Origin of the sequence: Collinsella sp. i06-0019-1H4 (assembly GCF_042849575.1) — a bacterium.
GTDB lineage: Bacteria > Actinomycetota > Coriobacteriia > Coriobacteriales > Coriobacteriaceae > Collinsella.
This window is the reverse complement of sequence record NZ_BAABYB010000001.1, coordinates 2,338,514-2,358,945: the sequence shown is the minus strand read 5'-3', so window position 1 is coordinate 2,358,945 and position 20,432 is coordinate 2,338,514. Positions and strand designations below refer to the sequence as shown.

Genomic DNA, 20,432 nt, shown 5'->3' with positions numbered 1-20,432 from the left:
CTGGCGAACGTAATGCTCAATAATCTTTCCGACAATCAGAAACGCACCTTGGCGCTTGCCGCGATGGCGCTGTTGGCCCTGGCGTGCCTGTGCGGCACGCTGGCTTTTACCGTTGATATGGTTCCGGCGAACAACGTCCTATCGTTTGGCAGCGTGAAGGTACGAGTCTGCGAATACACCCTCAACGAGCAAGGCGAAGAGATTCCGTTTGAGGCCAACGAGTACGGGGACTATCCCGACACCAAGGCCAGCGGCTCTGACATCAGCCGCATTGTGCGCGTGGAGAACGCTGGCGCGCAGCCTGAGTACGTTCGCGCGCGCCTGCGCATGACGTCGGTGGCACCAGACGGCTCGTGCGCGGATGCCTCGGGCAACGTTGCGTTTCATGTGAATGTGGGCGAGGGGTCCCCGTGGATCGACGGCGGCGATGGGTGGTACTACTACCGCGGATTGGCCGGGCGTGGCGGCACGCTCGACCCCGGCGTCATGACGGAAAGCCTCATGGACTCGCTGCGCTTTGTGGGCGACTACCACGATGCCGCGCGCGGCGGCTCATTCAGGCTCGATATCGATGTTCAGGCCGTGCAGGCCAAAAACCAGCAGGCAAGCGATACCGCCCTCGACGTACTTGACGTTGTGGGTTGGCCGGAGGCGAACTAGCCTATGAAGATCAAGAACATGAACCGGGGTATGCTTAGCAGGCTGGTTGCCGTCGCAGCGATTGTCCTTTGCTGCGTTATGGCGCTGCCAACGGTGGTGCATGCCGAGGACGTGCCCGAGAACAAAAACGAATTCCACATCAAAAACGAGGCTGACTTTTTGTTGTATGTGGCGCTGTCGCGCGAGCGCGATACGTCCGGCTGGCACGTTTATCTCGATAACGACATTGAGCTCGACAGCGACGACATGAAAGCCATCGTTGCAAACACTGTTAAGCATCTGTCGTTTGGCAACAAGGAGCATCCGTTTAAGGGCGTGTTCGATGGTCAAAACCACACCGTTGAGGGCCTGAACTACGATAAAGACGCTTTTGACCCCGAGCGCGATACGGGATTTTTTGCCGAGACCAACGGTGCCACCATCAAAAACTTCCTGGTTAAGGACGCCAACGTGTGGGCGGACTTCCGCGGCGGCATTATCGTGGGCAAGGCCGTCAATACGCGCTTCGAAAACGTTATGGTCATGGAAAGCACGCTGCACGTGACCTGCGCCAACAACGCCCTCAACCTCATTACCAACGCAGGCTTTGAGGGCGGTCTCATCGCCGGCGAGCTCGACGACTGCACCCTCTACAACTGCGAGGTCCGTGGCGGCCGTGCCGTCAACAATGCGACCTCGGGCGTGCAGGCGCTCGGCGGTGAGGGTCTGTATATGGCGGCGTTTGCCGGCTACGTTACGAACTCGACTATCGAGTACTGCCGCGTGACGCCGACGCGTAAGGACGACGGCTCGATTGCCGAGAAGGGCATGACCGACGTCACCAATAAGTACGACGTGGCCATTGGCGCATTGGGCGGCAACAACGTGTATGCCTCGGGTTTTGTGGGCTGCATGGCGGGTAACGCCAAGATTATCGACTGCTTCTCGACGGCGCAGTGCTACAGCTATGCCGCGTCGTACGTGGGCGTCGTTGCCGTGACGCGTGCGTGGACGGGTGGCTTGGCGGGTCGTATTCTAACCGAAAAGGGCAACGAGCTCGTTCGAAGCCATTTTGCGGGTGACTTGAGCTCGCGTCAGTACAATCCTATCGCCGTGATCCCCATCATTCAAAACGATGTGAACCTGGGCGGCATTGCCGCGCGTGCCAACAAGGATGATGCCACGGTCACCGAGTGCTACTTTAAGCCGAGCGTGAGCCTAAAAGGCAGCAGCCAGGGTACCGCGGCTAAGAAAAAGATCCCTTCGTTTGGCGGCGATGGTACCACCAAGGGCGACAGCTATGGTCCATGGGACGACGAGCGCTACACCACGCGTGAGCTGTGGGAGGAGCACGACTACGATTTTTGTGCCGGCACCATGCGCTCGACCGCCAACGACGATGCCCTGGGTGGCCAGCACACCAATGAGTGGGCGATGGATTACAAGCTGAAGATTCCCGTGCATGGCCAGAGCGTTAAGGCGACGATCGATTTTCCCGGTGCGGGTACCGCGACCATCGAGGCAACCAAACTTGGTATTGATCAGGCGACCTCGGACCCGTATGCCTTTGCCGTGAGCGCCGTGCTGGCGGGAACGGCTCAGGGCTTGGCCCAGGGCGATACATCGGTGACGTTTAGGCAGGATACCTCCGCAAAGCCCAAGGGCTTGACCGATGCCAACGGCGGTTATCGCTTCATGGGCTGGTTCCGCGAGACCGGAGTCAATGTGAACCGTATCGATGCCGATAACGCCTGGTTTAACGGCAAGACCGATGCTGATGCCGTTAAGGCTGGCAAGCAGGTCCAGAAGAACGAAGCGCACGAGAAAACGTCGACCTATACCGCCGATAACGCGAAGGGGGCCAAGGCCTTTAAGGGCAACGACTTGTTTATTGCTTCGTACGAGGCGCAGGTGCTGTTCTATAACGTCAAGGGCGAGACGCTCGCGTGGCAGAGCGGCGCTGCGCATGACAAGTCGACGGACTGGTATCGCTATGGTGTTGGTTTAACGCCGGTTGCCCCTGCGGACCGCGGCGCTCTGTCTGCCAGCGCCACCTTTATCGGTTGGACGACGCAGCCGAGCGGCGATGCCGGGATGCATGGCGGTTACGCGGCCATCACCTCGCCTGAGCTTGCCGCGCTTAAAAACGCCGGTGCGTTCTATCCTGCCGGCACCGAGATCACCGTGCTTGGCCCGACCGATTTCTATCCGGTGTACAGCGACTACGTCTCGAACATCATGACGGTGTTCGAGGGTAATGAGCAGGATGGGCTTGAAGATGCGACCCAGCGTGTCGACGTGGGCAACACTCATGTCGATGTCCAGACTGCCGAGGATGGGGCCAGCGTTTACACGGTGCAGGTGCGCGGCGTGGACAACAAGCCCTTGTCCGAAGGCGGCTCGCTGCCCGATGGCTACCGCTTCCTGGGTTGGTATGAAAACAAGGGGACCGAGGATGCCCCGCTCGAGGTGCGCGTAAGCCGCGACCCCAGCTACACACTCCCTGCCGATGTCGATCTAACTGTGCCACATACCTACATCGCCCGCTTTGAGTACCGCGTGGACTATTACGTTCGGGCTTATACCAACCATGAGTTTACGGACAGCAAGCTACTCTGTTCCGTTTGGAATCGCTATCAAACGCCCTTTGAGGAAAACGTCGGTAGTACCTTCGTGCGTGAAAACGTCGTCCACTGGGGCCCGGAGCATGTTGACCACGGTATAAAGGATAGTTATGAAACGTGTGGCACGCGCTTCACGAAGGAAACCCTTGTCGTGAGTCCCCTTAACGCGTACTCGCACAACGTTAAAAACGATACGGGAGCCGATACTCTAAAAAACCTCTATGCCGATACCGATTTTCCAGGCGCTGCAACGCTAAGCGATACTTGGACTTCGGCTTCGCTGAACGTAACGGTCAAACCGGTGAATGATCGCTATCGCCTGAATTTCTGGACGCTTGAGCGCGATGGTGAATATTGGACATATGTGAAAAATCCCATCGAGAGCATGGTGCGTACAGATAAGAAGTACTACGTTCGCGCGATGATTACCACGGACGTTAATTTCTACAACAAGGACGATAATGTCGTGAGGACTGCCACGCGGCGCTATGAGAGTAACTTGCTGCAGACCAAGGTGAACGGGGCGGATCCGACGTTCACGTATTACTACCCGCATGTTAATAAGTCGGTTAAAGTGGCCGAAAAGCCAGAAGATGGTGAGAAGGGATCGTATGAGAGCCCCCTGACCCTCGAAGCTTCCCCGACCGATGCCGACATGGCCGTGCCGGGCTATAAGTTCCTGGGCTGGATTTCGACCGCCGAGGTCAAGAAGGATTCTGCCGTCTGGGACTATATCTACGATGTCAAGGGTGATTCCTTCACCACTTCTGACCCGGATAAGGCCGAACCGTATCTGGTGAAACCAGATTTCAAGGTCACCCAGTACCAGGATGCCTATCCGGTGTACGCGAAGTACGACGTTAACTACACCACCAACCTGCACCGCGCCGGTTTTAAGGGCACGGACAAGGTCAATGTGCCTAGGTACGACATCGATCCCGTTATCAACGCGGGCCCCGACCCTGCTACGGCAACGGTGACCCCTGACGTCACGACTCCGGTTTATAAAGCAGGCGGTGAGCTGTATAAGTTGCAGAAGGTTGAGATCGAGCTTCCGAATGGCGAAGTTGAAGAGATCGAACCTAACGGCGATAACTCGTATTCCCATCAGGTGGAACCCGGCGGGGCCTATACATTTGTGGCGTACTATTCGCCGTTGGCGGTCGTGTATCATCTCAATGCCAAAGATGTGGATGGCAAAGTTGCTCAGCAGGGCGATAGACTCGGCAACCTTACGGGTGGCATGCCGCTGCCGACGTATAACGTCGGCGACATCGATGCTGCAACGAACGCATACAATGCCTTCGTAGGCTGGACGGAAACTAAACCGGCATCCGGCAACGGTTATGTCGTTTGGTCGGACGGCCTTCCCATGGTGAATACAAACACTGTGGTTAACGCCCCCATGGAGCTGTACCCGGTCTACCGTGCCAGCGCGGTAATTGTCCAATCGAATATCGATGCCAATCTGGATAACCCCGATTCCGTGCGTTCTCTTTCGCGCACCGACTCTGGCGATCAAATTTCGCTGGAAGTAAGAGCTACAGCTGAGGTTGTCGGCAAGGATGGCACCAAGTACGACTTTGTCGGCTGGTCGCGTGACTATGAATCCGATAGTAAATACACTCTGATGACCGAAGACGATAAGTATCCCCTCGAGGGTAGTGAACCCTTTAAGGGCGCGACGTATACCGCGGTGTACAAGGTCACGCCGTATAAGGTGCGCTATCACAGCATCGACGGGGCGATCATCTTTGCGGCGACGGTCGACTCGGGCGACGAGCGCGCGCAGGACGGTAAGCCTGGCTTTGTCTACACGGTCGATGTTCCCAAAATGGACGAGAGCGGCAACCCTGTCTACGACAACGACGGCAATCCTGTGATGGAGCAAAAATCCGTGGCGTACGACCCGGACGCCCACTCCAAGATCGTCGCGCTGCTCGATGAACAGGCTGCTGCCAATGGCGATAAGCGCGAGCTCTTCTTGGAGTGGCGATATGTGGGTGCCGATGGCACTGCAAAGTCTTGGGATGAGTTCAAGGGCGAGCCAGTCAAGGGTGACATGGACCTGTATCCTGTGACGTATCGCGTGGTTGCCAACGATACGTCTGATCCCGCGAGCCCCGTAACTATGACCGCGCAGCTTAAGTGGCTGCTCGATCCCGCCGCGGCCAACACCGTCGGTGACAGTGCCGACAATGCGCCGTTTAAGGTCTGCTTTGCCAAGCCGTTTATGGGGATGCAACTGACTGTTACGGTAACGCAGGCAAGCTACGGCCCTGGTGCAGAGGGCGTTTCTGCGGCGGAAAAGCCTGTGAACGGCAAGTTTGTCTCGCTCTACAGTCTGGGTTCGGGTGGCGGCTCGTTCGACCTGGTCAACCGCCTGGAGTCCAAGAAGACAGGCGAAGGCGAGCAAGGTCCCGGTAATGCCGTGTTCAAATTTACCCAGAATCATGCGCTGACGATCGTTAAAAAGACTACCGACGCCAGCGCAATGGGGCAAACGTTCCGCTTTAAGGTAACGCGAGAGGCGTCGGAGGGTTCTCCTGCCGAGACGCGCATGGTCGAGGTGAAAGTTAGCGAGCAGCGCGACGAAAACGGTGAGGTCTGGTATGTCGGCAGCGTGCAATTTGCTGCTCCGGCGGGCACCTATACCGTCGAGGAAGACACGGCTTGGGCATGGCGCTACGAGGGTGAACTGAGTACGCCGGGCAAGGCGCCCGGCAAATCTGCCGAGCTCATCATCTCGTCTGCCTCGAGTGCGGGCGACACCGTGGTGACGTGCGTCAACACGCGCGCGAATGACAAATGGGTCGATGGTGGCTCGCGTGCCAAGAATGTTTGGAAAAACGGCACGCTGAAGAAGGAGGACTAGGATGACTAAGCGCAAGCAAATCGTCGCCCTCCTTGTTGGCGTTCTCCTGTTGGCTGGCGCTGCCGGTACCTTTGCGTGGCTTTCGGTTACGGGCGTGCTGGTCAACGAGTTTGGTTTTGGTTCGGTGGCGCCCTCGGTAGATGAGAAGCTCGATGGCAATGTGAAGAGCAACGTCATGATTACAAACAACGGCTCGGCCCCGGCATACCTGCGTGTTGCGGTGGATATCTACTGGCAGGACCAGAATGGCGCGCGCCTGTGGGATGAACCAGTTGCCGGCACCGACTACGTCATTGCGTGGGGCAGTGTGTCCAAGGCATCTGCTTCTAACACCGCCTCGTCTTGGGTTGTCGCGTCCGACGGGTACTACTACTGGACGTCTCCCGTTGCTCCGATGGGCAAAACCGATGTGCTCATCAAGAGCGTGACTGAGCAGAAGGCAGATGGGAAGAACCTGGTCGTTGACATTTCGACCCAGGCAATTCAATCCACGCCCGGCGATGCAGCTGCAGAGGCATGGGGCTGTGCAGTCAAGGATGGCGTGCTGGTGCCGCCGCATGGAGGTGCGTAAGTATGGCGTTCCCGATTCGTAAAGGTGTTGCGCGCTCCTTGCGTTGCATGGTCGCGGCCATTTTCTGCGTGGTCGCGCTCGCTGTTCCCGCCCGTGCGTTTGCCGATACTCCCGCGATTGCCTATGACGGAAATGCGCGTCAGCTGACGGTCTCGGGGGCGACGGGCTCCTCAGGGGAACCCGATCTGTTTCCAGCCTTTAAAGATCTAATGCCCGGCGATGTGCGCGAGCAGCAGATTGAGGTTTGTGCCACGGGCGTAAAGTCCCAGGTGCGCGTGTTTGTGCGGGCCGTTGTCGATCACGAGACGGCACGCCTGCTGTCGCCCATCACCTTAACGGCGACTGTGGGCGATGTCTCTGCAGGTTGGCTCCAGACAGGAACACCGGGCAGCGTGTTCGCCTATCCCACGCAAATCGCCACGTTTACGAGCGATGACAGCACGGTACTTAATCTGCAGCTAAGCGTTCCGACGTCGGTGGGCAACGAGCTTGCCGACGCAAACAAGACCATTCGCTGGGAGATTACCGCCGAGGACGATGGCGAGAAGATTCCCGTGCAGTCTGCTGACAGCAAGAAGCCCGGCTTGCTTGGTCTGGCGGCAACGGGCGACAACACGCTCACGTTGCTTTTGGTTTTGCTAACTCTTGCCAGCATCGCTTTTATAGCCGCGCTACTTTTGTCCCGGAGGGATAAGCGCTAGGTCCATCTTCTAAACGCAACGCCCTCCCGGGCGGCGGGCACGAAGTTCCCTGCTCTACAGTCCTGCGCAAGACGAAGGCCACATTAAGTGGCCTTCGTCTTGCGCAGGACTGTAGAGCAGGGAACCTTATATGCCTCCGCCTGGACAGACGTTTCAGTTGTGGCTCAGCAGCTAGCAGCTACTTAATCTTGGTTGTGCCCGGCGCCAGGTTGGGGTCGGTCTCGTTGGCCTCGGTCTGGAAGTGCTCCGTATAGACGTTCTTGCCGTCGCGGAACATTTCGTAATACTGCATCTTGGCGTAATCCTCGCGTGCCTTGGTGGCGGCTGCGGCAGCGGCGTCGTCACCGGTGACGTTGGAGGAAAGCGCCCAACGCAGGCTGGCGTCCTCGTAGCCGACGGAGTTGATGGCGGGCAGCGACTCGCGCAGCGTCACATGCGCCTTCTGGTAGTCGGTCAGCGGGGCGCCGATCAACTGCATCAGCTGCGTGGACAGGTAGTTGGTGGACAGGTCGTCGGTCTCGCTCGTCTGGTCGCAGCCGGCAACGTCGTAGTTGGCCCAAATGATGTAGTCGGTCTGCCACAAGCGCTCCTGGTGGGTGGCGTCATCCTCGTCGGTAAACCACTTGTCGTTGAACTTGGACGGGAAGAACGGCTGATGGTCGCCCCAGAACACCACGACCACCTTGCGATCGAGTTTGTTCAGGGCGTTGAGGAAGTAGCGCAGCGCCTGGTCGGACTGCTCAATGCACGAGACGTACTCGTCGACATCGGACAACGTGCCGTCCTCGACAGTCTTGGCGTCCAGGTCGGTCGTGTCGATGTTCAGGTGCATCTGCTTATCTGCCGGCAGTAGACCCGTATCGTAGCCCGAGTGGTTCTGCATGGTCACGTCGAAGATAAACTGCGGATCGGCGTTCTGGTCGAGCAGCTCAAGAATCTTGTCGTAGGTAGCCTGGTCGGTCACCATACCGCGCAGGGTGTCGGCGCCCTGGAAATCGTTGATAGACAGGAACTGGTCAAAGCCAAAGTCCTTGTAGACGTTCTCGCGGTTCCAGTTGGTCGCGTGGTTGGGGTGCATGGCCGTGGTGGAATAGCCGAGCGATTTGAATTGCTCTGCCAGGTTCCCGGTCGTTTCCATGTTGTAGATGGTGTAGGGGTACACGCCCGAGCCCAGGTTGGCCATGGAGTTGCCGGTCATAAACTCAAACTCGGTATTGGCGGTGCCGCCGCCGTAGGCGCTCACGTAGAGCTTACCGCGGCTGAGGCAGTTGGGCAGGTTCTTAAAGTACTGCGGGCCCTCGTAGCCGGCGCGCATATTCTGGTAGATCGACAGATCCGAGAAGGTCTCGTTCATGATGGCGATGACCGTGGGCTTCTCGCTGTCGAACTGCTCCTTTGCGGCGGCGCGCTCGTCGCTCTTGGCCGCGTCGGACTTGTCGTAGGCCTTGGCGTACTTTTTGAGCGTGGCCTTGGCATCGTCGACGGAGTAGTCGGCGGGTTTGGGCGGCTTGATGGACTGCGCTGCGCTAATGAAAGCGGGCAGGTAGCCCTCGCGCCAGTAGCTCTCGAGCGGGCGCCAGGTGTAGACGGTGATGCCGAGGGTGTTGTAGTAGTCGATAAGCGTGACGTGCGCGGTCACGCCGCCCAGGCACAGCACGGCGACGAGCAGGTTGGTGAGCAGCATGCGCTTGGCGTTGGCGGCGCCCTTCTGACGGTGCGGTGCCACCAGGCCGGCGTACTCGCATAGCAGCATGGCGATGGCGGTAAAGCCCATGGACAGCACGCAGAACAGTGAGATCGAGAAGGTGTAGCCGGTGCCGGCGACCGCGGCGGCGGTGGAGATGGCCGAAAGGTCGCCCGGCTGGATGGGCATGGATTTAAACGTGATGACGAAGAACTCGGCAATGCCCAGGACAAAGAGGGCAAAGGCCAGGACCGCGGGAGCTGCGCCGTGGCGCTGGAACAGGAAGAACAGGCCGACCATGAGCGTGGTGATGATGGCCCACTCGAGCAGGATGCACAGGGGGTAGACCCAGGTAAAGTCGTGGTTGGACGAGACCTCCATGCCCAGCAGCGCAAAGACGCCGGCGAGCAGCAGGCACAAGACGGCGGCGACGAGCGGTTTGCCCACAAAGGCGCCGCGCAGGCGGGCGAGCTTGCCGGTGGGGGCGGGGGCGTCGGGCCCGGCGAACGCAAAGACGCGCGGGGCGATGCGGTCGCGGGCGATGCTGGCCCAAGCGCAGCCGGTGAGGATGGCGTTGGTCAGGATGAGCATTACGAAGGCGAGCGGCTCGTTTTGCGCGACGAGGCCAATGGCGCTCCAAATGGTCAAAAAGAGCTGGAACAGGCCGAAGGCGACGCTCCACCCAAGAGCGCTTTTGGCAACGGTGCCCGACTGAGCGCGAATGGCCTTGGCCTCGCGCAAAACAAGGTAGACGGTCGCCGCAAGACCGACGAGCGAGATGGCGGCAGCGAACATGCTGAGACTCCTCACAAACTTAAAACCTACGAAAGCGGGGGTTTACCCGATTGTTACCAAGATATGCGCTGCAATTGGTGGCTGCGCACAACAACCAGCCATATTAACGCGCACGTGTGGCGGTGTGGCGCAATGTAGTGGCGACCTGCGCGATAATGGACGGGAATTACACGGAAACGTAAAGGCTTCTTAAAGAAATGGCAGGGATGAGGCTATGAGCGAGCAGGTTTGCACCAAGGCTGTGGATACGCACGGCTATCCGGTCGAGACTACGGGCAACGTGGTGCTGGACATCTTGGAGCATCGCTCGTCTACGCGTGCCTTTGCGCGTGATGACGACGACCGCCCCGTGGCGGTGACCGACGAGCAGCGTGCGGCGATCCTGCATGCGGCGAGTCGCGCGCCGTCGGCGGGCGCCATGATGATGTATTCCATCGTAAGCATTCGCGAGCAGGCTACGCTGGACCGTCTGGCCGACCTGTGCGACCACCAGCCCATGATCGCCAAGGCGCCCTGGGCACTAATATTTGTGGTCGATTATGCCAAGTGGATCGATCTGTTTGAGCACGTGGGCTGCTTTGAGCCCGAGTTTGTCGAGCGCACGGGCAAGGCGCCCCGCCGCGCGCCGGGTTTGGGCGACTTTGCCATCGCGGCCCAGGACGCCGTGATCGCTGCGCAAAACGCCGTGGTTGCCGCCGAGGCCCTGGGCCTGGGGAGCTGCTACATTGGCGACATCGTGGAGAACGCCGAGGAAGTTGCCGAGCTGCTCGATCTGCCGCCCTATACCATGCCGCTGTCGATGCTCATCATCGGCACGCCCCGTAAGGAGCGCCCGGCGATCGCGCATCCCGTGGTGAACCTGGTGCACGAGGAGCGCTATCGCCGCGCCGATGCCGCGACCATGGATGCGCAGGTGGCCGAGATGGACGCGATGTTCCGTCCGCATGCCCGCGAGGTGGGCGAGCGCGTGGTGGATATCTACACCCGCAAACACACTAGTCCCTTTATGGCCGAGATGAGCCGCTCCATGGAGTGGTGGTTCAAAAACTGGCTCGGAAAATGACGAATGTGACAAGGGGACGGTCCCTTTGTCACATTCCATATCGCCGCGGTAGCCTAAAGACTGTATAAATCTTTATCTAGCTGGGAAAACAGTGCATTAAAACATGGGCCGATTACCTATAATCCCTTCGAACGTTAAAGTTGGGAGGAAACCGGCTTATGGAACAAAAGGCCAAGGAGGCAGCCTCGCACGCTGCGATTCCTGTGAGCATCTCGGCGATGCTCGTCACGCTGGGCGTGGTGTACGGCGATATCGGCACCAGCCCTATGTATGTAACCAAGGCGCTCGTTGCCGGCAACGGCGGCATCGGAAGTGTGACGGAGGAGTTCGTGCTTGGCGCGCTCTCCCTTGTCGTGTGGACGGTCACGCTGCTGACCACCATCAAGTATGTGCTCATCTCGCTGCGCGCCGATAACCATGGTGAGGGCGGCATCTTTGCCCTGTACAGCCTGGTCAAGCGCTGCGGCAAGTGGCTTATCATCCCCGCCATGCTGGGTGGCGCCGCGCTGCTCGCCGACGGCATCCTGACGCCGGCCGTTACCGTTACCACGGCCATCGAGGGCCTGCGCACCATCCCGGCGGTCCATGCCGTGCTGGGCGATGACCAGGGCCGCGTCGTCGCCATTACGCTCGCCATCATCATCGCGCTCTTCTTGGTACAGCGCATCGGTACGGCCAAGATCGGTCACGCCTTTGGCCCCATCATGACGCTGTGGTTTCTGTTCCTGGGCGGTACGGGTCTGTTCTTTGTCTTCCAACACCCCGCCGTGCTGCTGTGCCTCAACCCGGTGCGCGGCATCGCCTTTTTGCTAAGCCCCAACAACCACGCGGGCATCATGATTCTGGGCAGCTGCTTCCTCGCCACCACCGGTGCCGAGGCGCTCTACTCCGACATGGGCCACGTCGGCCGCGGCAACATCTACGCCACCTGGCCGTTCGTTAAGTGCTGCTTGCTGCTTTCCTATATGGGCCAGGGTGCTTGGCTTATGAACAACGCTGCCAACCCCGAGCTCATGGGCATTGCCGACCTCAATCCGTTCTACCAGATGCTCGCCCCGGGCCTGCGCCCGTTTGCCGTCGGCCTTTCCACCATCGCGGCCATCATCGCCTCGCAGGCGCTCATCACCGGCGCATTCTCGCTGGTGTCCGAGGCCAGCCGCCTGGACCTTATGCCGCACATGCAGGTCTTCTACCCTGCCGAGACCAAGGGCCAGCTCTACATCCCCATGGTCAACAACGTCATGCTTGTCGGCTGCGTCATCGTGGTGCTGCTGTTCCAGAACTCGGCGCATATGGAAGCCGCCTACGGCCTTGCCATTACGCTGACTATGATGTGCACCACGCTGCTGCTCTTCTTCTACCTGCACGAGGAGCGCAAGCTCAAGGTTACTCCGTGGATCTTCGCTGCCTTCTTCCTTTTGCTCGAAGGCTTCTTCTTCGTAAGCTCGCTCACCAAGTTCTTCCACGGCGGCTACTTCACCATCCTCATGGCTGCACTCATCATGGGCATTATGGTGTGCTGGTACAACGGCACGGCGGTCGAGCAGCGCCAGTTTACGCTGCTGCCGCTGCGCAGCTACCTGCCGCAGCTCAAGCGCCTGCGTGACGACGACCGTTACGAGCGCATGAGCGACAACGTCGTGTACCTGACCAAGGACGCCCATACCGACTACATCGACCGCGATATCGTCTATTCGATCTTGGACAAGCATCCCAAGCGCGCCCGCGCCTGGTGGTTTGTGAATGTCGAGACCATGGACGAACCGCACACCTTTGCCTATTCGGTCGAGACGTTCGGCACCGACTACGTGTTCCGCGTGCATCTGTACCTGGGCTACAAGATCAACCAGCGCGTCAATGCCTACCTGCGTCAGGTTGTTCAGGACCTGGCTGCCACCGGCGAGCTGCCGCCGCAGACGCATGACTACTCGGTCTACAAGGATCCGGGTAACATCGGTACGTTCAAGTTCGTCCTGATCCGTAAGCTTCTGGCGCCCGAAAGCGATGTGGAGCCCAGCGAGCGTACGGCCATCACGCTCAAGTACATCATTCGCCGCGCCGCCGGCACGCCTGCACGCTGGTACGGCCTGGAGAACTCCAACGTGAGCTTTGAGTACGTGCCGCTGTTCACCAAGTTCAAGGCCGTGAACAAGATGCAGCGCCTGGCTCCCAACGAGCGGCCGTAGACGTCGGCGGCTACACGGAGTTGGTTTTTGATGGATAAGCATGAGGCCGGGGAGGTAAACATGGATACAAAGGCGCTCGATGGCCGTGAGGCGGTGGTCGAAATGATGCGTGAGGCGCGTGTCGACGCTGCCGAAGATCGGTTCTTTACGAATCGGGCCAACATGGACATGGCCGATCGCGTAATTTCGATCGTGGCACTGGTATTTGGAGCGGTGTGCGTGTGTGCCCTGCTCGCGCACGTGCTGTTTGTCTAGCGACTGCCGGTCGTAGAAGGCTTTACACTTAGAACCACCACGAGGGAAAACCACCACAAAGGTGCCTGTCCCCTTTGTGGTGGTTTTTGTTTTTGAGGGAGGGGTACGGTGTCTATGGACGTCCGTGCGGACGGCGATATTGCCGATAACTTTTGGTGGCGGCGCACAACGCTGACGCGCCGCACTCCTCTGTATGACGCCTGCGTATCGGCGGGGCTGCTGGTCGCAGCGACGATTGTGGGCGCGCTGCTCGACCATCCGGGTCTCGCGCCGAGCATCATGATCGTCTATGTGTTCGCCGTTCAGCTGTGCGCATTCTTTACCTGGAGTCGCCTGTATTGCTTGCTGAGCTCGGCTGCCGCCGTGGCGCTCTACAACTTCTTGTTTGTCGACCCGCGCTACTCGCTGTCGCTTATCGACCGCGTCTATCCCGGCATGTTCTTCATCATGTTCGTGGTCTCGCTTGTGTCGAGCTCGATTGCGTTGGCCCTGCGCCGCGCCTTGGCGCAGGCTGCCGCCAGCGACCGTCGCACGCATATGGTGCTCGAGACTAACCGCATGCTGCAGCGGTGCGCCGACCAGCAGCAAATTATCCATGCCATGGCAACGCAGCTGGCGCGTCTTTCGGGCTGTCCGGTCGTGTGGTACAGCGCCGACGCCGACGATGATGACCTGCTGCCGCGTGCGACATACACGGCCGTGGGCGATGCCGCGCCGGTGCACGAACTGGCGCCGCAGATGCCGCCGCGGCTCTCGGCGTCCGCCTATGTGGGAACGCCGCTCGATGCCACCTATGGCGGCTCGGCGTTTTATGGCATCTACCTGACGGTCCGCACAGGTGACGGCTTCGTGCGCTCGGGCGACCCCGCCTCGGTGGTGGGCGTGCTGGCTATCGTTGCCGAGCCCGACGTGCTGACGCACGAGGAGCGGACACTTGCCGATGCCATCGTGAGCGAAGGCGAGCTGGCGCTCGATCGCGCCCGCGCCATGGAGGCCCGCGAGGAGGCGGCGGTGCTCGCTAAAAACGAGCAGCTGCGCGCCAACTTGCTGCGGTCCATCTCGCACGATCTGCGCACGCCGCTTACCAGTATCTCGGGCAATGCCGACGTGCTGCTCGACCAGGGTTCGACCGGCACGGCCGTGCTCGACGACCAGACGCGCCGCGGCATGCTCCTATCCATTCGCTCGGATGCACAATGGCTCAACGCCACCGTCGAGAACCTGCTCGCCATCACCAAGCTCGAGGGCGGCGGCATGCATCTGTCGACTACGCTCGAGCTCATGGACGATATCGTCGAGGAGGCGCTGCGCCACGTAAGTCCGGCTGTGCGCGAGCACGACCTTAAGGTGGTGGCGTGCGATGAGCCGGCGCTTGTCAACGTCGACGCGCGCCTGATGGTACAGCTCGTGGTCAACCTGGTGAACAACGCCATTGCCTATACGCCTGCGGGTTCGCATATCGTGATCTCGATTGGCGCTGACGGCGGGTGCGTGAGGTGTTCGGTCGCCGACGACGGCCCGGGCATTGCGCCCGAGGACCGCGAGCGAATCTTTGAGTCGTTCTACACCGCCAACCATGGCTTGGCCGATAGCCAACGCAGCGTGGGCCTGGGATTGTCCCTGTGCCGCTCCATTGCGTTGGCGCATGGCGGTAGCATAGAGGTTGCCGCGGCGGATCCGCACGGCTCGGTCTTCACGATTGAGCTTCCCGCCGCCGACGTTTCGTTTGATAAGGAGTAGCACCGTGCCGAACTCTGCCGTGAAACCGCTCATCTTGGTCGTTGAGGACGATCCAGCCGTTCGCAACCTCATCGTTGCCGCGCTCGAGGCGCACGGCCTGCGCCATATGGCTGTGGAGACCGCTCATGCCGCTATCGCCGCCGCCTCGTCGCAGGCGCCAAGCATTGTGCTGCTCGATCTGGGCCTGCCCGATATGGACGGCGTCAAGGTGGTGGAGTCGGTGCGCGCGTGGTCGGGCATGCCGATCATCGTTGTCTCGGCACGCAGCGAGGATGCGGACAAGATCCGTGCGCTCGATGCCGGCGCCGACGATTACCTGACCAAGCCGTTTTCGGTCGAGGAGCTGCTCGCGCGCATTCGCACGACGCTCAGGCGCCTTTCGTATGCGCAAACGGGCGGCGTTGCCTCTGCGGGATCGTTCGATACCGGCGAGCTGCATATCGATTTTGATGCCGGCATCGCCACGATGGATGGCGAGGAGCTGCATCTGACGCCGATCGAGTACAAACTCCTATGCCTGCTGGCACACAACGCCGACAAGGTGCTGACGCACCAGTTTATCCTGCACGAGATTTGGGGTACGGCGACTAAGAGCGACCTGGCGAGTCTACGCGTCTTTATGGGCACGCTGCGCAAGAAGATCGAGTCCGACCCCGCGCATCCGCGCTATATCCAGACGCACGTGGGTATCGGTTACCGATTGGTCACCCAAGGCTAGATCGCCAATCACCATCCCAATATGAGTTGCGGTGGAATACGGTCTAAATTTGCCTAATTCAAGGCAAAACAGTCCGTATTCCACCGCAACTTTGCTATTTGCCCTTGGGCTTGCTGGCGTAGAACTTCTTCTTTTTGGGCTTGCCGGCGGGGGAGGGCTTGCCGTCGCCGCGCGGCCCTCGGTCTCCGGCCTGTGCGTGCGCAGGCGCCGTTGCGCGAGGCTTGCGGGTTTCGGGGTTGCGCAGTTCCTCGGTTCGCTCGGCAATTTCCTCGGCGCTAAAGCCGACCTCGGCCATGGCGTCCTCGATGGGCAGGCGGCGCACGATATAGCAATGGTGCACCTTCTGGTTGCGCGCGAAGTCCTCGGGGATGGTCTGCGCCGTAATGTCCTCCAGCACAACGCCCGCGCGTGCGAGCTTGCGCGTCTCGGGGCGGAAGCCGCGCAGGTTGCAGCTAAAGATGGCATGTCCACCCTGTGCGAGCAGGCGAGATACGCCGGCCAAAAGCTCAACATGGTCGCGCTGGACGTCCCAGGTGCGACGGCCCATTTTGGACGAGTTCGAAAACGTGGGCGGGTCGACAAAGATCAGGTCCCAGCGGTTGCGCGTCTGGCGCTGGTCGCGAATCCAGGCGAGCACGTCGTCGCGCACAAAGTGATGCTGCGGACCCACAAAGCCGTTCTGGCGCATGTTGCGCTCGGCCCAGTCCAGGTAGGTGTTGGAAAGGTCGACCGTCACGGTCTCCTCGACGCCGCCGTCTGCCGCGTAGCAGGTGGCGGTGCCGGTATAGGCGAACAGGTTGAGGAAGCGGCGCGCCTGTTTGGCGTGCTCGCGCACCAGGTTGCGGGTGACGCGGTGGTCCAGGAAGATGCCGACGTCCAGGTAATCGTCAAAGTTGACGGCAAAGGTGAGGCCACCCTCTTCGATGAGCGGCAGGCGACGGCGCGCGATGTTGGCGCGTTCGCCCGATCCGCCCTTGCCGGCGCCCTGCTTGCCGTACTGCGAGCCACCGCGCGAACGCATGCGGGCCTTGGCGTGCACATGCTCGGCGGGAACATCTAGGATACGCGGCGCGATGGCCAAGATGTCGAGCATGCGGGCCTGGGCCAGCGCGGGGTCGATGGTCTTGGGCGCAGCGTATTCGGCGATGACGAGCCAGCGGCCCGGCGTCTGCGGGCAGCCCTCGTACAGGTCGATGGCGGCGGAGTAGTCGGGTAGGTCGGCATCGTAGACGCGGTAGCAGCTCACGCCCTCGCGCTTTGCCCACTTGCGACGCAGGCGTGCGTTCTTGCGCAGGCGGTTGGCGAACTGCTCGGACTCGGGGATGAGAACGGGCAGCGGCTTACCGTCGCCCAGGTCGAGCATGGCGGCAGGTTCGGGCATGGGGGTGTCGGCGGCTTCGTCTTCGGCATCCGCGGCCTGCTCTTCGGCATCCGCGCTGGTCGCAGCTTCAAATGCCGCGGCGGCGTGGTCGAGCGAGGGCCAGACCTCGATGGTCGCCTCTTCGTTGTTGGGCATGACAGCGATGGAGCGCGTGGGCTCGGCATGGAGCGTGCGGGCTATAAGGCCATCGCGGGTGAGCGCGGCGACCGGCGCGGCGGTAAGCTCGGGCGCGCGGCGCAGCTCGCCGACCAGCGTCATGGCGTCGTGCATGAGCGAAAGCGGGGTCTCGGTGGTGTCTGCGACCACGGCGGCGCCGGCGACAGCGCCTGCATGGTCCAGCACGGTGGCGGACTTGGCAGCGCAAAAGTCGACAAAACGCTTGTAGCCGGCGCACTTGACCATGCGCTCGGCGGTCTTGCGGGCGGCGGGGTCGATGTCTACAGCCACGATGCGTGCCTGGCGCTCGCGTGCTGCCGCCTCGCACTCGCGTGCCTCGGCGAGCAGCTGCTCCCATAGGGCGGCGTCGTGCAGCTGCCAGCCCTCAAAGCCCCAGCGCTCGCGTACGGCGCCCGGGGCGCGGTCGGTCAGAATGTTCACGGCCTCCAGCAGCAGGCCGCCGCCGGCGCATGAGGCGTCGACCAGCGTGGGCAGGGCTTCGTTCTCGTAATCGTCGGCCGTCAGCTCGCGCTCGCATAGCGCGGTCCAGCCGACCTGCGCCAGCACCAGAGCGGCGTAGTCGGGGCGCAGCACGTGTGCGCCCTCGCCGGCGCGGGTCGCTGCGGGCGGCAGGCGTTTGAACAGCGGGTCGCCCGAAAGGTCCAGGCTAATACTCGCGCGACGCTGACGCAGCGAAAGCAGTAGGTGAACATCGGGGTCGGCGGCATCGACGTCTGCGCGACGGCCCGTGGTCTCGGCCAGGCGGTCGCACAATGCGTCCTTGGCGCGCAGGGCCGAGAAGCGCGTGTTGCGCAGCTGTTCGGTCACGCCGCGGGCACTGATGGCGATGGTGGCGCCGGGGCGAACAATGCTCTCCCAGGCGATGCCGTAAACGCCGTCGTACAACTCATCGGCATCCTGCGCCTCAAAGCGCCCAAGCACCACAAACACGCGGCTAGCCAGGCGCGACCACAGGCAGGCGCGGTAGCCTTCTTCGAGCTCGCCCTCAAACGTAGCGCGGCCCTTCAGCCGGCGAACGTGCGAAAGCCCGAGCCGTTTAAGCTCGTCGGCGAGTGCGGACTCAAAGCCCTCGGGGCAGCTTGCGTAAAATTCCATGGGTGACCTCTCTGGTTGCGTCGCTCCATTATATGATGGATGCTTCGTTTGCCATCGCCCTCGAAAGGAACCCATATGATTGATGCGTGCCCCGATTCCGCTGTGCTCTTTTTTGACGTGGACGGCACGCTGACGTCGTTCGACCCCGACGATATGACCGATAAGGACTTCAATGCAATCCATCCGTCGAAGGCTGTTGTCGATGCATTTGGTCGTCTGCGCAATGCGGGTCACCAGGCATTTATCTGCACGGGCCGTCCCTTGTGGCTGGTTGCCGATGGCCTGCGTGCGCTGAACCCGGCGGGAATCGTTGCCATGGCGGGCGCCACGCTCGAGGTCGAGGGACGCGTGGTGCACGAGGATTGCATTGACGAAGACATTGTTGAGGAGCTCGCGCGCCGCATTACTGTGGCGGGCGGCGAGGCGTTGTTCGAGACGAACGGTGCCACCTATTCACTTGAGCCAGTTGGTGTCGAACAGTCATTTCTGCTAGGCGCCGGCGTGGTGCATGGCGTTGATCAGATGTGCGTCGATGGCCGCTTGCACGTAGGCAAGGTGTGCATTAACGCGTGCAACCTGGCTCGCGTAGCCAACGATGACGGCTTTATCGATCGCAACTTTGAGCTGTGCAATACTGGCGGCCAGAACCGCGAGCTGAGTCCCAAGGGCATCGACAAGGGCGTGGGCGTGGCGCGAGCGCTGGAATACCTAGGTCGCACCGGCAACGCGCGCACCTTTGGCTTTGGCGATTCCGGCAACGATCTGGGTATGCTCGCCGCTGTCGAGACGGCTGTCGCCATGGGCAACGCCATGCCCGAGGTCAAGGCGATCGCCGACTACGTGACCGACGACGTCGCGCACGACGGCACCGTCACCGCCATGCAGCATTTCGGCCTCATCTAAGGAATCCCGCGTTCTGACGTTTGCTCAAACTGCGACTCTTTGCTTTTGCATGCTCAATCGATTTATCAATCCAAACGCTGAGGTGTTTATACCGTTCGCCGAGAAGATAAAAACCCGCAGCTCACGCCTTGATAAACATAGGTAAAGTGTTTAGCAGTTTATCGGCCGTATGCTAACGAAAGGAATCAGGCAGATGGCAATCAAGGTGTTCGCTGACGGTGCAAACCTCGAGGGCATGCTCGACATGTACGAGAACGGCAACGTTCAGGGTTTCACGACCAACCCGTCCCTTATGAAGAAGGGTGGCGTGACGGACTATCGCGCGTTTGCCAAGGAGGTCCTGGCCCACATCACCGATGTGTCCGTCTCGTTTGAGGTCTTTGCCGATGACGTCGAGACCATGGAGGTCGAGGCGCGCGAGATTGCTACCTGGGCAGATAACGTCTACGTCAAGATTCCGTGCGTGACCACCAAGGGCGAGTCCACTGCCGAGCTGGTGCGCAAGCTTTCGGCCGACGGCATCAAGGTCAACGTCACCACCATTTTTACGCCCGAGCAGGTCGATGAGATGGTCGAGGCCGTTGACGCCGAGACGCCGTCCATCATCTCGCTCTTTGCCGGTCGTATCGCTGACACCGGCGTCGATCCCATTCCGTTTATGACGGAGTCGGTGAAGAAGGCCGCCGCCAAGCCCAACTGCGAGGTCCTGTGGGCGTCCACGCGTGAGCTTATCAATATTTACCAGGCGGAAGGATGCGGTTGCCAGATCATCACGGTGCCCAACAGCATCCTGGCCAAGCGTAAGAACATCGGCCGTGACCCGTACGAGGTCTCGCTCGATACCGTGCGCGGTTTTGCCAAGGATATCGCCTCGCTCGGTTTCCATATCCTGCCGTAACGCGAACGCTGGCTACATCGCGGGTTGTTGCCCCGGCCTTTCCTTTCCCTATCGCTCACGCGCTTCGCGAGGGTCGCGCTAGGCAAAGGAAAGGCCGGGGCTGCCGACACGAACTTGCCGGTAGGTT

13 protein-coding genes are annotated in these 20,432 nt (G+C 60.7%); 11 read left to right on the top strand and 2 right to left on the bottom strand.

All coding sequences use genetic code 11. The annotated features are described in order from the left end of the window. The first annotated feature begins 12 nt into the window (after nt 1–12). The 4 genes from ACGHEN_RS10385 to ACGHEN_RS10370 are packed head-to-tail and all read left to right on the top strand — an operon-like array spanning nt 13 to nt 7,410. Nucleotides 13–660: a hypothetical protein gene (locus ACGHEN_RS10385; protein WP_118237559.1), complete on the top strand. Its 648-nt coding sequence runs from the start codon at nt 13–15 to the stop codon at nt 658–660. Between the two features lie 3 nt (nt 661–663). Next, entirely contained in the window at nt 664–6,138 is a 5,475-nt protein-coding gene (locus ACGHEN_RS10380) for a hypothetical protein (RefSeq protein WP_390399258.1), read from the top strand. Between the two features lies 1 nt (nt 6,139). Further along, nucleotides 6,140–6,709, top strand: a complete 570-nt coding sequence (locus tag ACGHEN_RS10375; RefSeq protein WP_117655348.1) for a hypothetical protein — start codon at nt 6,140–6,142, stop codon at nt 6,707–6,709. A gap of 2 nt (nt 6,710–6,711) precedes the next feature. After that, nucleotides 6,712–7,410 (top strand): hypothetical protein, encoded by a 699-nt coding sequence (locus tag ACGHEN_RS10370; protein WP_390399256.1) that lies wholly within the window; start codon nt 6,712–6,714, stop codon nt 7,408–7,410. Nucleotides 7,411–7,588: 178 nt separating this feature from the next. On the opposite strand, the gene ACGHEN_RS10365 is transcribed toward ACGHEN_RS10370, so the two are convergent. Continuing rightward, a complete protein-coding gene (locus ACGHEN_RS10365; RefSeq protein ID WP_390399254.1) occupies nt 7,589–9,889 on the bottom strand; it encodes an LTA synthase family protein in 2,301 nt (766 codons plus the stop codon). Nucleotides 9,890–10,103: 214 nt separating this feature from the next. On the opposite strand from ACGHEN_RS10365, the gene ACGHEN_RS10360 reads away from it, so the two are divergent. The 5 genes from ACGHEN_RS10360 (at nt 10,104) to ACGHEN_RS10340 (ending at nt 15,851) form a co-directional block, all read left to right on the top strand. Then, nucleotides 10,104–10,952: a nitroreductase family protein gene (locus ACGHEN_RS10360; RefSeq protein WP_250787188.1), complete on the top strand. Its 849-nt coding sequence runs from the start codon at nt 10,104–10,106 to the stop codon at nt 10,950–10,952. A gap of 158 nt (nt 10,953–11,110) precedes the next feature. Then, nucleotides 11,111–13,138, top strand: a complete 2,028-nt coding sequence (locus ACGHEN_RS10355) for a KUP/HAK/KT family potassium transporter (protein ID WP_390399252.1) — start codon at nt 11,111–11,113, stop codon at nt 13,136–13,138. Nucleotides 13,139–13,198: 60 nt separating this feature from the next. Next, nucleotides 13,199–13,393, top strand: coding sequence for a hypothetical protein (locus tag ACGHEN_RS10350; protein WP_250787186.1), 195 nt, complete (start codon nt 13,199–13,201; stop codon nt 13,391–13,393). Nucleotides 13,394–13,507: 114 nt separating this feature from the next. Continuing rightward, the gene (locus ACGHEN_RS10345; RefSeq protein ID WP_390399415.1) at nt 13,508–15,133 is read left to right on the top strand and encodes an ATP-binding protein; all 1,626 of its coding nucleotides are present in this window, start codon (nt 13,508–13,510) and stop codon (nt 15,131–15,133) included. A gap of 4 nt (nt 15,134–15,137) precedes the next feature. Continuing rightward, a complete protein-coding gene (locus ACGHEN_RS10340; protein WP_117638033.1) occupies nt 15,138–15,851 on the top strand; it encodes a response regulator in 714 nt (237 codons plus the stop codon). 94 nt (nt 15,852–15,945) lie between these two features. Here the strand turns inward: ACGHEN_RS10340 and rlmKL are convergent, their stop codons facing one another. After that, nucleotides 15,946–18,504 carry a bifunctional 23S rRNA (guanine(2069)-N(7))-methyltransferase RlmK/23S rRNA (guanine(2445)-N(2))-methyltransferase RlmL gene (rlmKL, locus tag ACGHEN_RS10335; protein WP_390399250.1) on the bottom strand — a complete coding sequence of 853 codons (2,559 nt, stop codon included), beginning with the start codon at nt 18,502–18,504 and terminating at the stop codon, nt 15,946–15,948. A gap of 75 nt (nt 18,505–18,579) precedes the next feature. Here rlmKL and ACGHEN_RS10330 point away from each other — a divergent pair, with 75 nt between their 5' ends. After that, the gene (locus ACGHEN_RS10330; protein WP_390399247.1) at nt 18,580–19,407 is read left to right on the top strand and encodes an HAD-IIB family hydrolase; all 828 of its coding nucleotides are present in this window, start codon (nt 18,580–18,582) and stop codon (nt 19,405–19,407) included. 193 nt (nt 19,408–19,600) lie between these two features. Next, on the top strand, nt 19,601–20,305 hold the full coding sequence (locus ACGHEN_RS10325) for a transaldolase (protein ID WP_390399246.1): 705 nt from the start codon (nt 19,601–19,603) through the stop codon (nt 20,303–20,305). The last annotated feature ends 127 nt before the right edge of the window (nt 20,306–20,432 follow it).

Coding starts and splice junctions, on each gene's coding strand:
- ACGHEN_RS10385 (WP_118237559.1), top strand. CDS start 13: ATGCTCAATAATCTTTCCGACAATCAGAAACGCACCTTGGCGCTTGCC.
- ACGHEN_RS10360 (WP_250787188.1), top strand. CDS start 10,104: ATGAGCGAGCAGGTTTGCACCAAGGCTGTGGATACGCACGGCTATCCG.
- ACGHEN_RS10355 (WP_390399252.1), top strand. CDS start 11,111: ATGGAACAAAAGGCCAAGGAGGCAGCCTCGCACGCTGCGATTCCTGTG.
- ACGHEN_RS10375 (WP_117655348.1), top strand. CDS start 6,140: ATGACTAAGCGCAAGCAAATCGTCGCCCTCCTTGTTGGCGTTCTCCTG.
- rlmKL (WP_390399250.1), bottom strand. CDS start 18,504: ATGGAATTTTACGCAAGCTGCCCCGAGGGCTTTGAGTCCGCACTCGCC.
- ACGHEN_RS10325 (WP_390399246.1), top strand. CDS start 19,601: ATGGCAATCAAGGTGTTCGCTGACGGTGCAAACCTCGAGGGCATGCTC.
- ACGHEN_RS10330 (WP_390399247.1), top strand. CDS start 18,580: ATGATTGATGCGTGCCCCGATTCCGCTGTGCTCTTTTTTGACGTGGAC.
- ACGHEN_RS10380 (WP_390399258.1), top strand. CDS start 664: ATGAAGATCAAGAACATGAACCGGGGTATGCTTAGCAGGCTGGTTGCC.
- ACGHEN_RS10350 (WP_250787186.1), top strand. CDS start 13,199: ATGGATACAAAGGCGCTCGATGGCCGTGAGGCGGTGGTCGAAATGATG.
- ACGHEN_RS10370 (WP_390399256.1), top strand. CDS start 6,712: ATGGCGTTCCCGATTCGTAAAGGTGTTGCGCGCTCCTTGCGTTGCATG.
- ACGHEN_RS10345 (WP_390399415.1), top strand. CDS start 13,508: ATGGACGTCCGTGCGGACGGCGATATTGCCGATAACTTTTGGTGGCGG.
- ACGHEN_RS10365 (WP_390399254.1), bottom strand. CDS start 9,889: ATGTTCGCTGCCGCCATCTCGCTCGTCGGTCTTGCGGCGACCGTCTAC.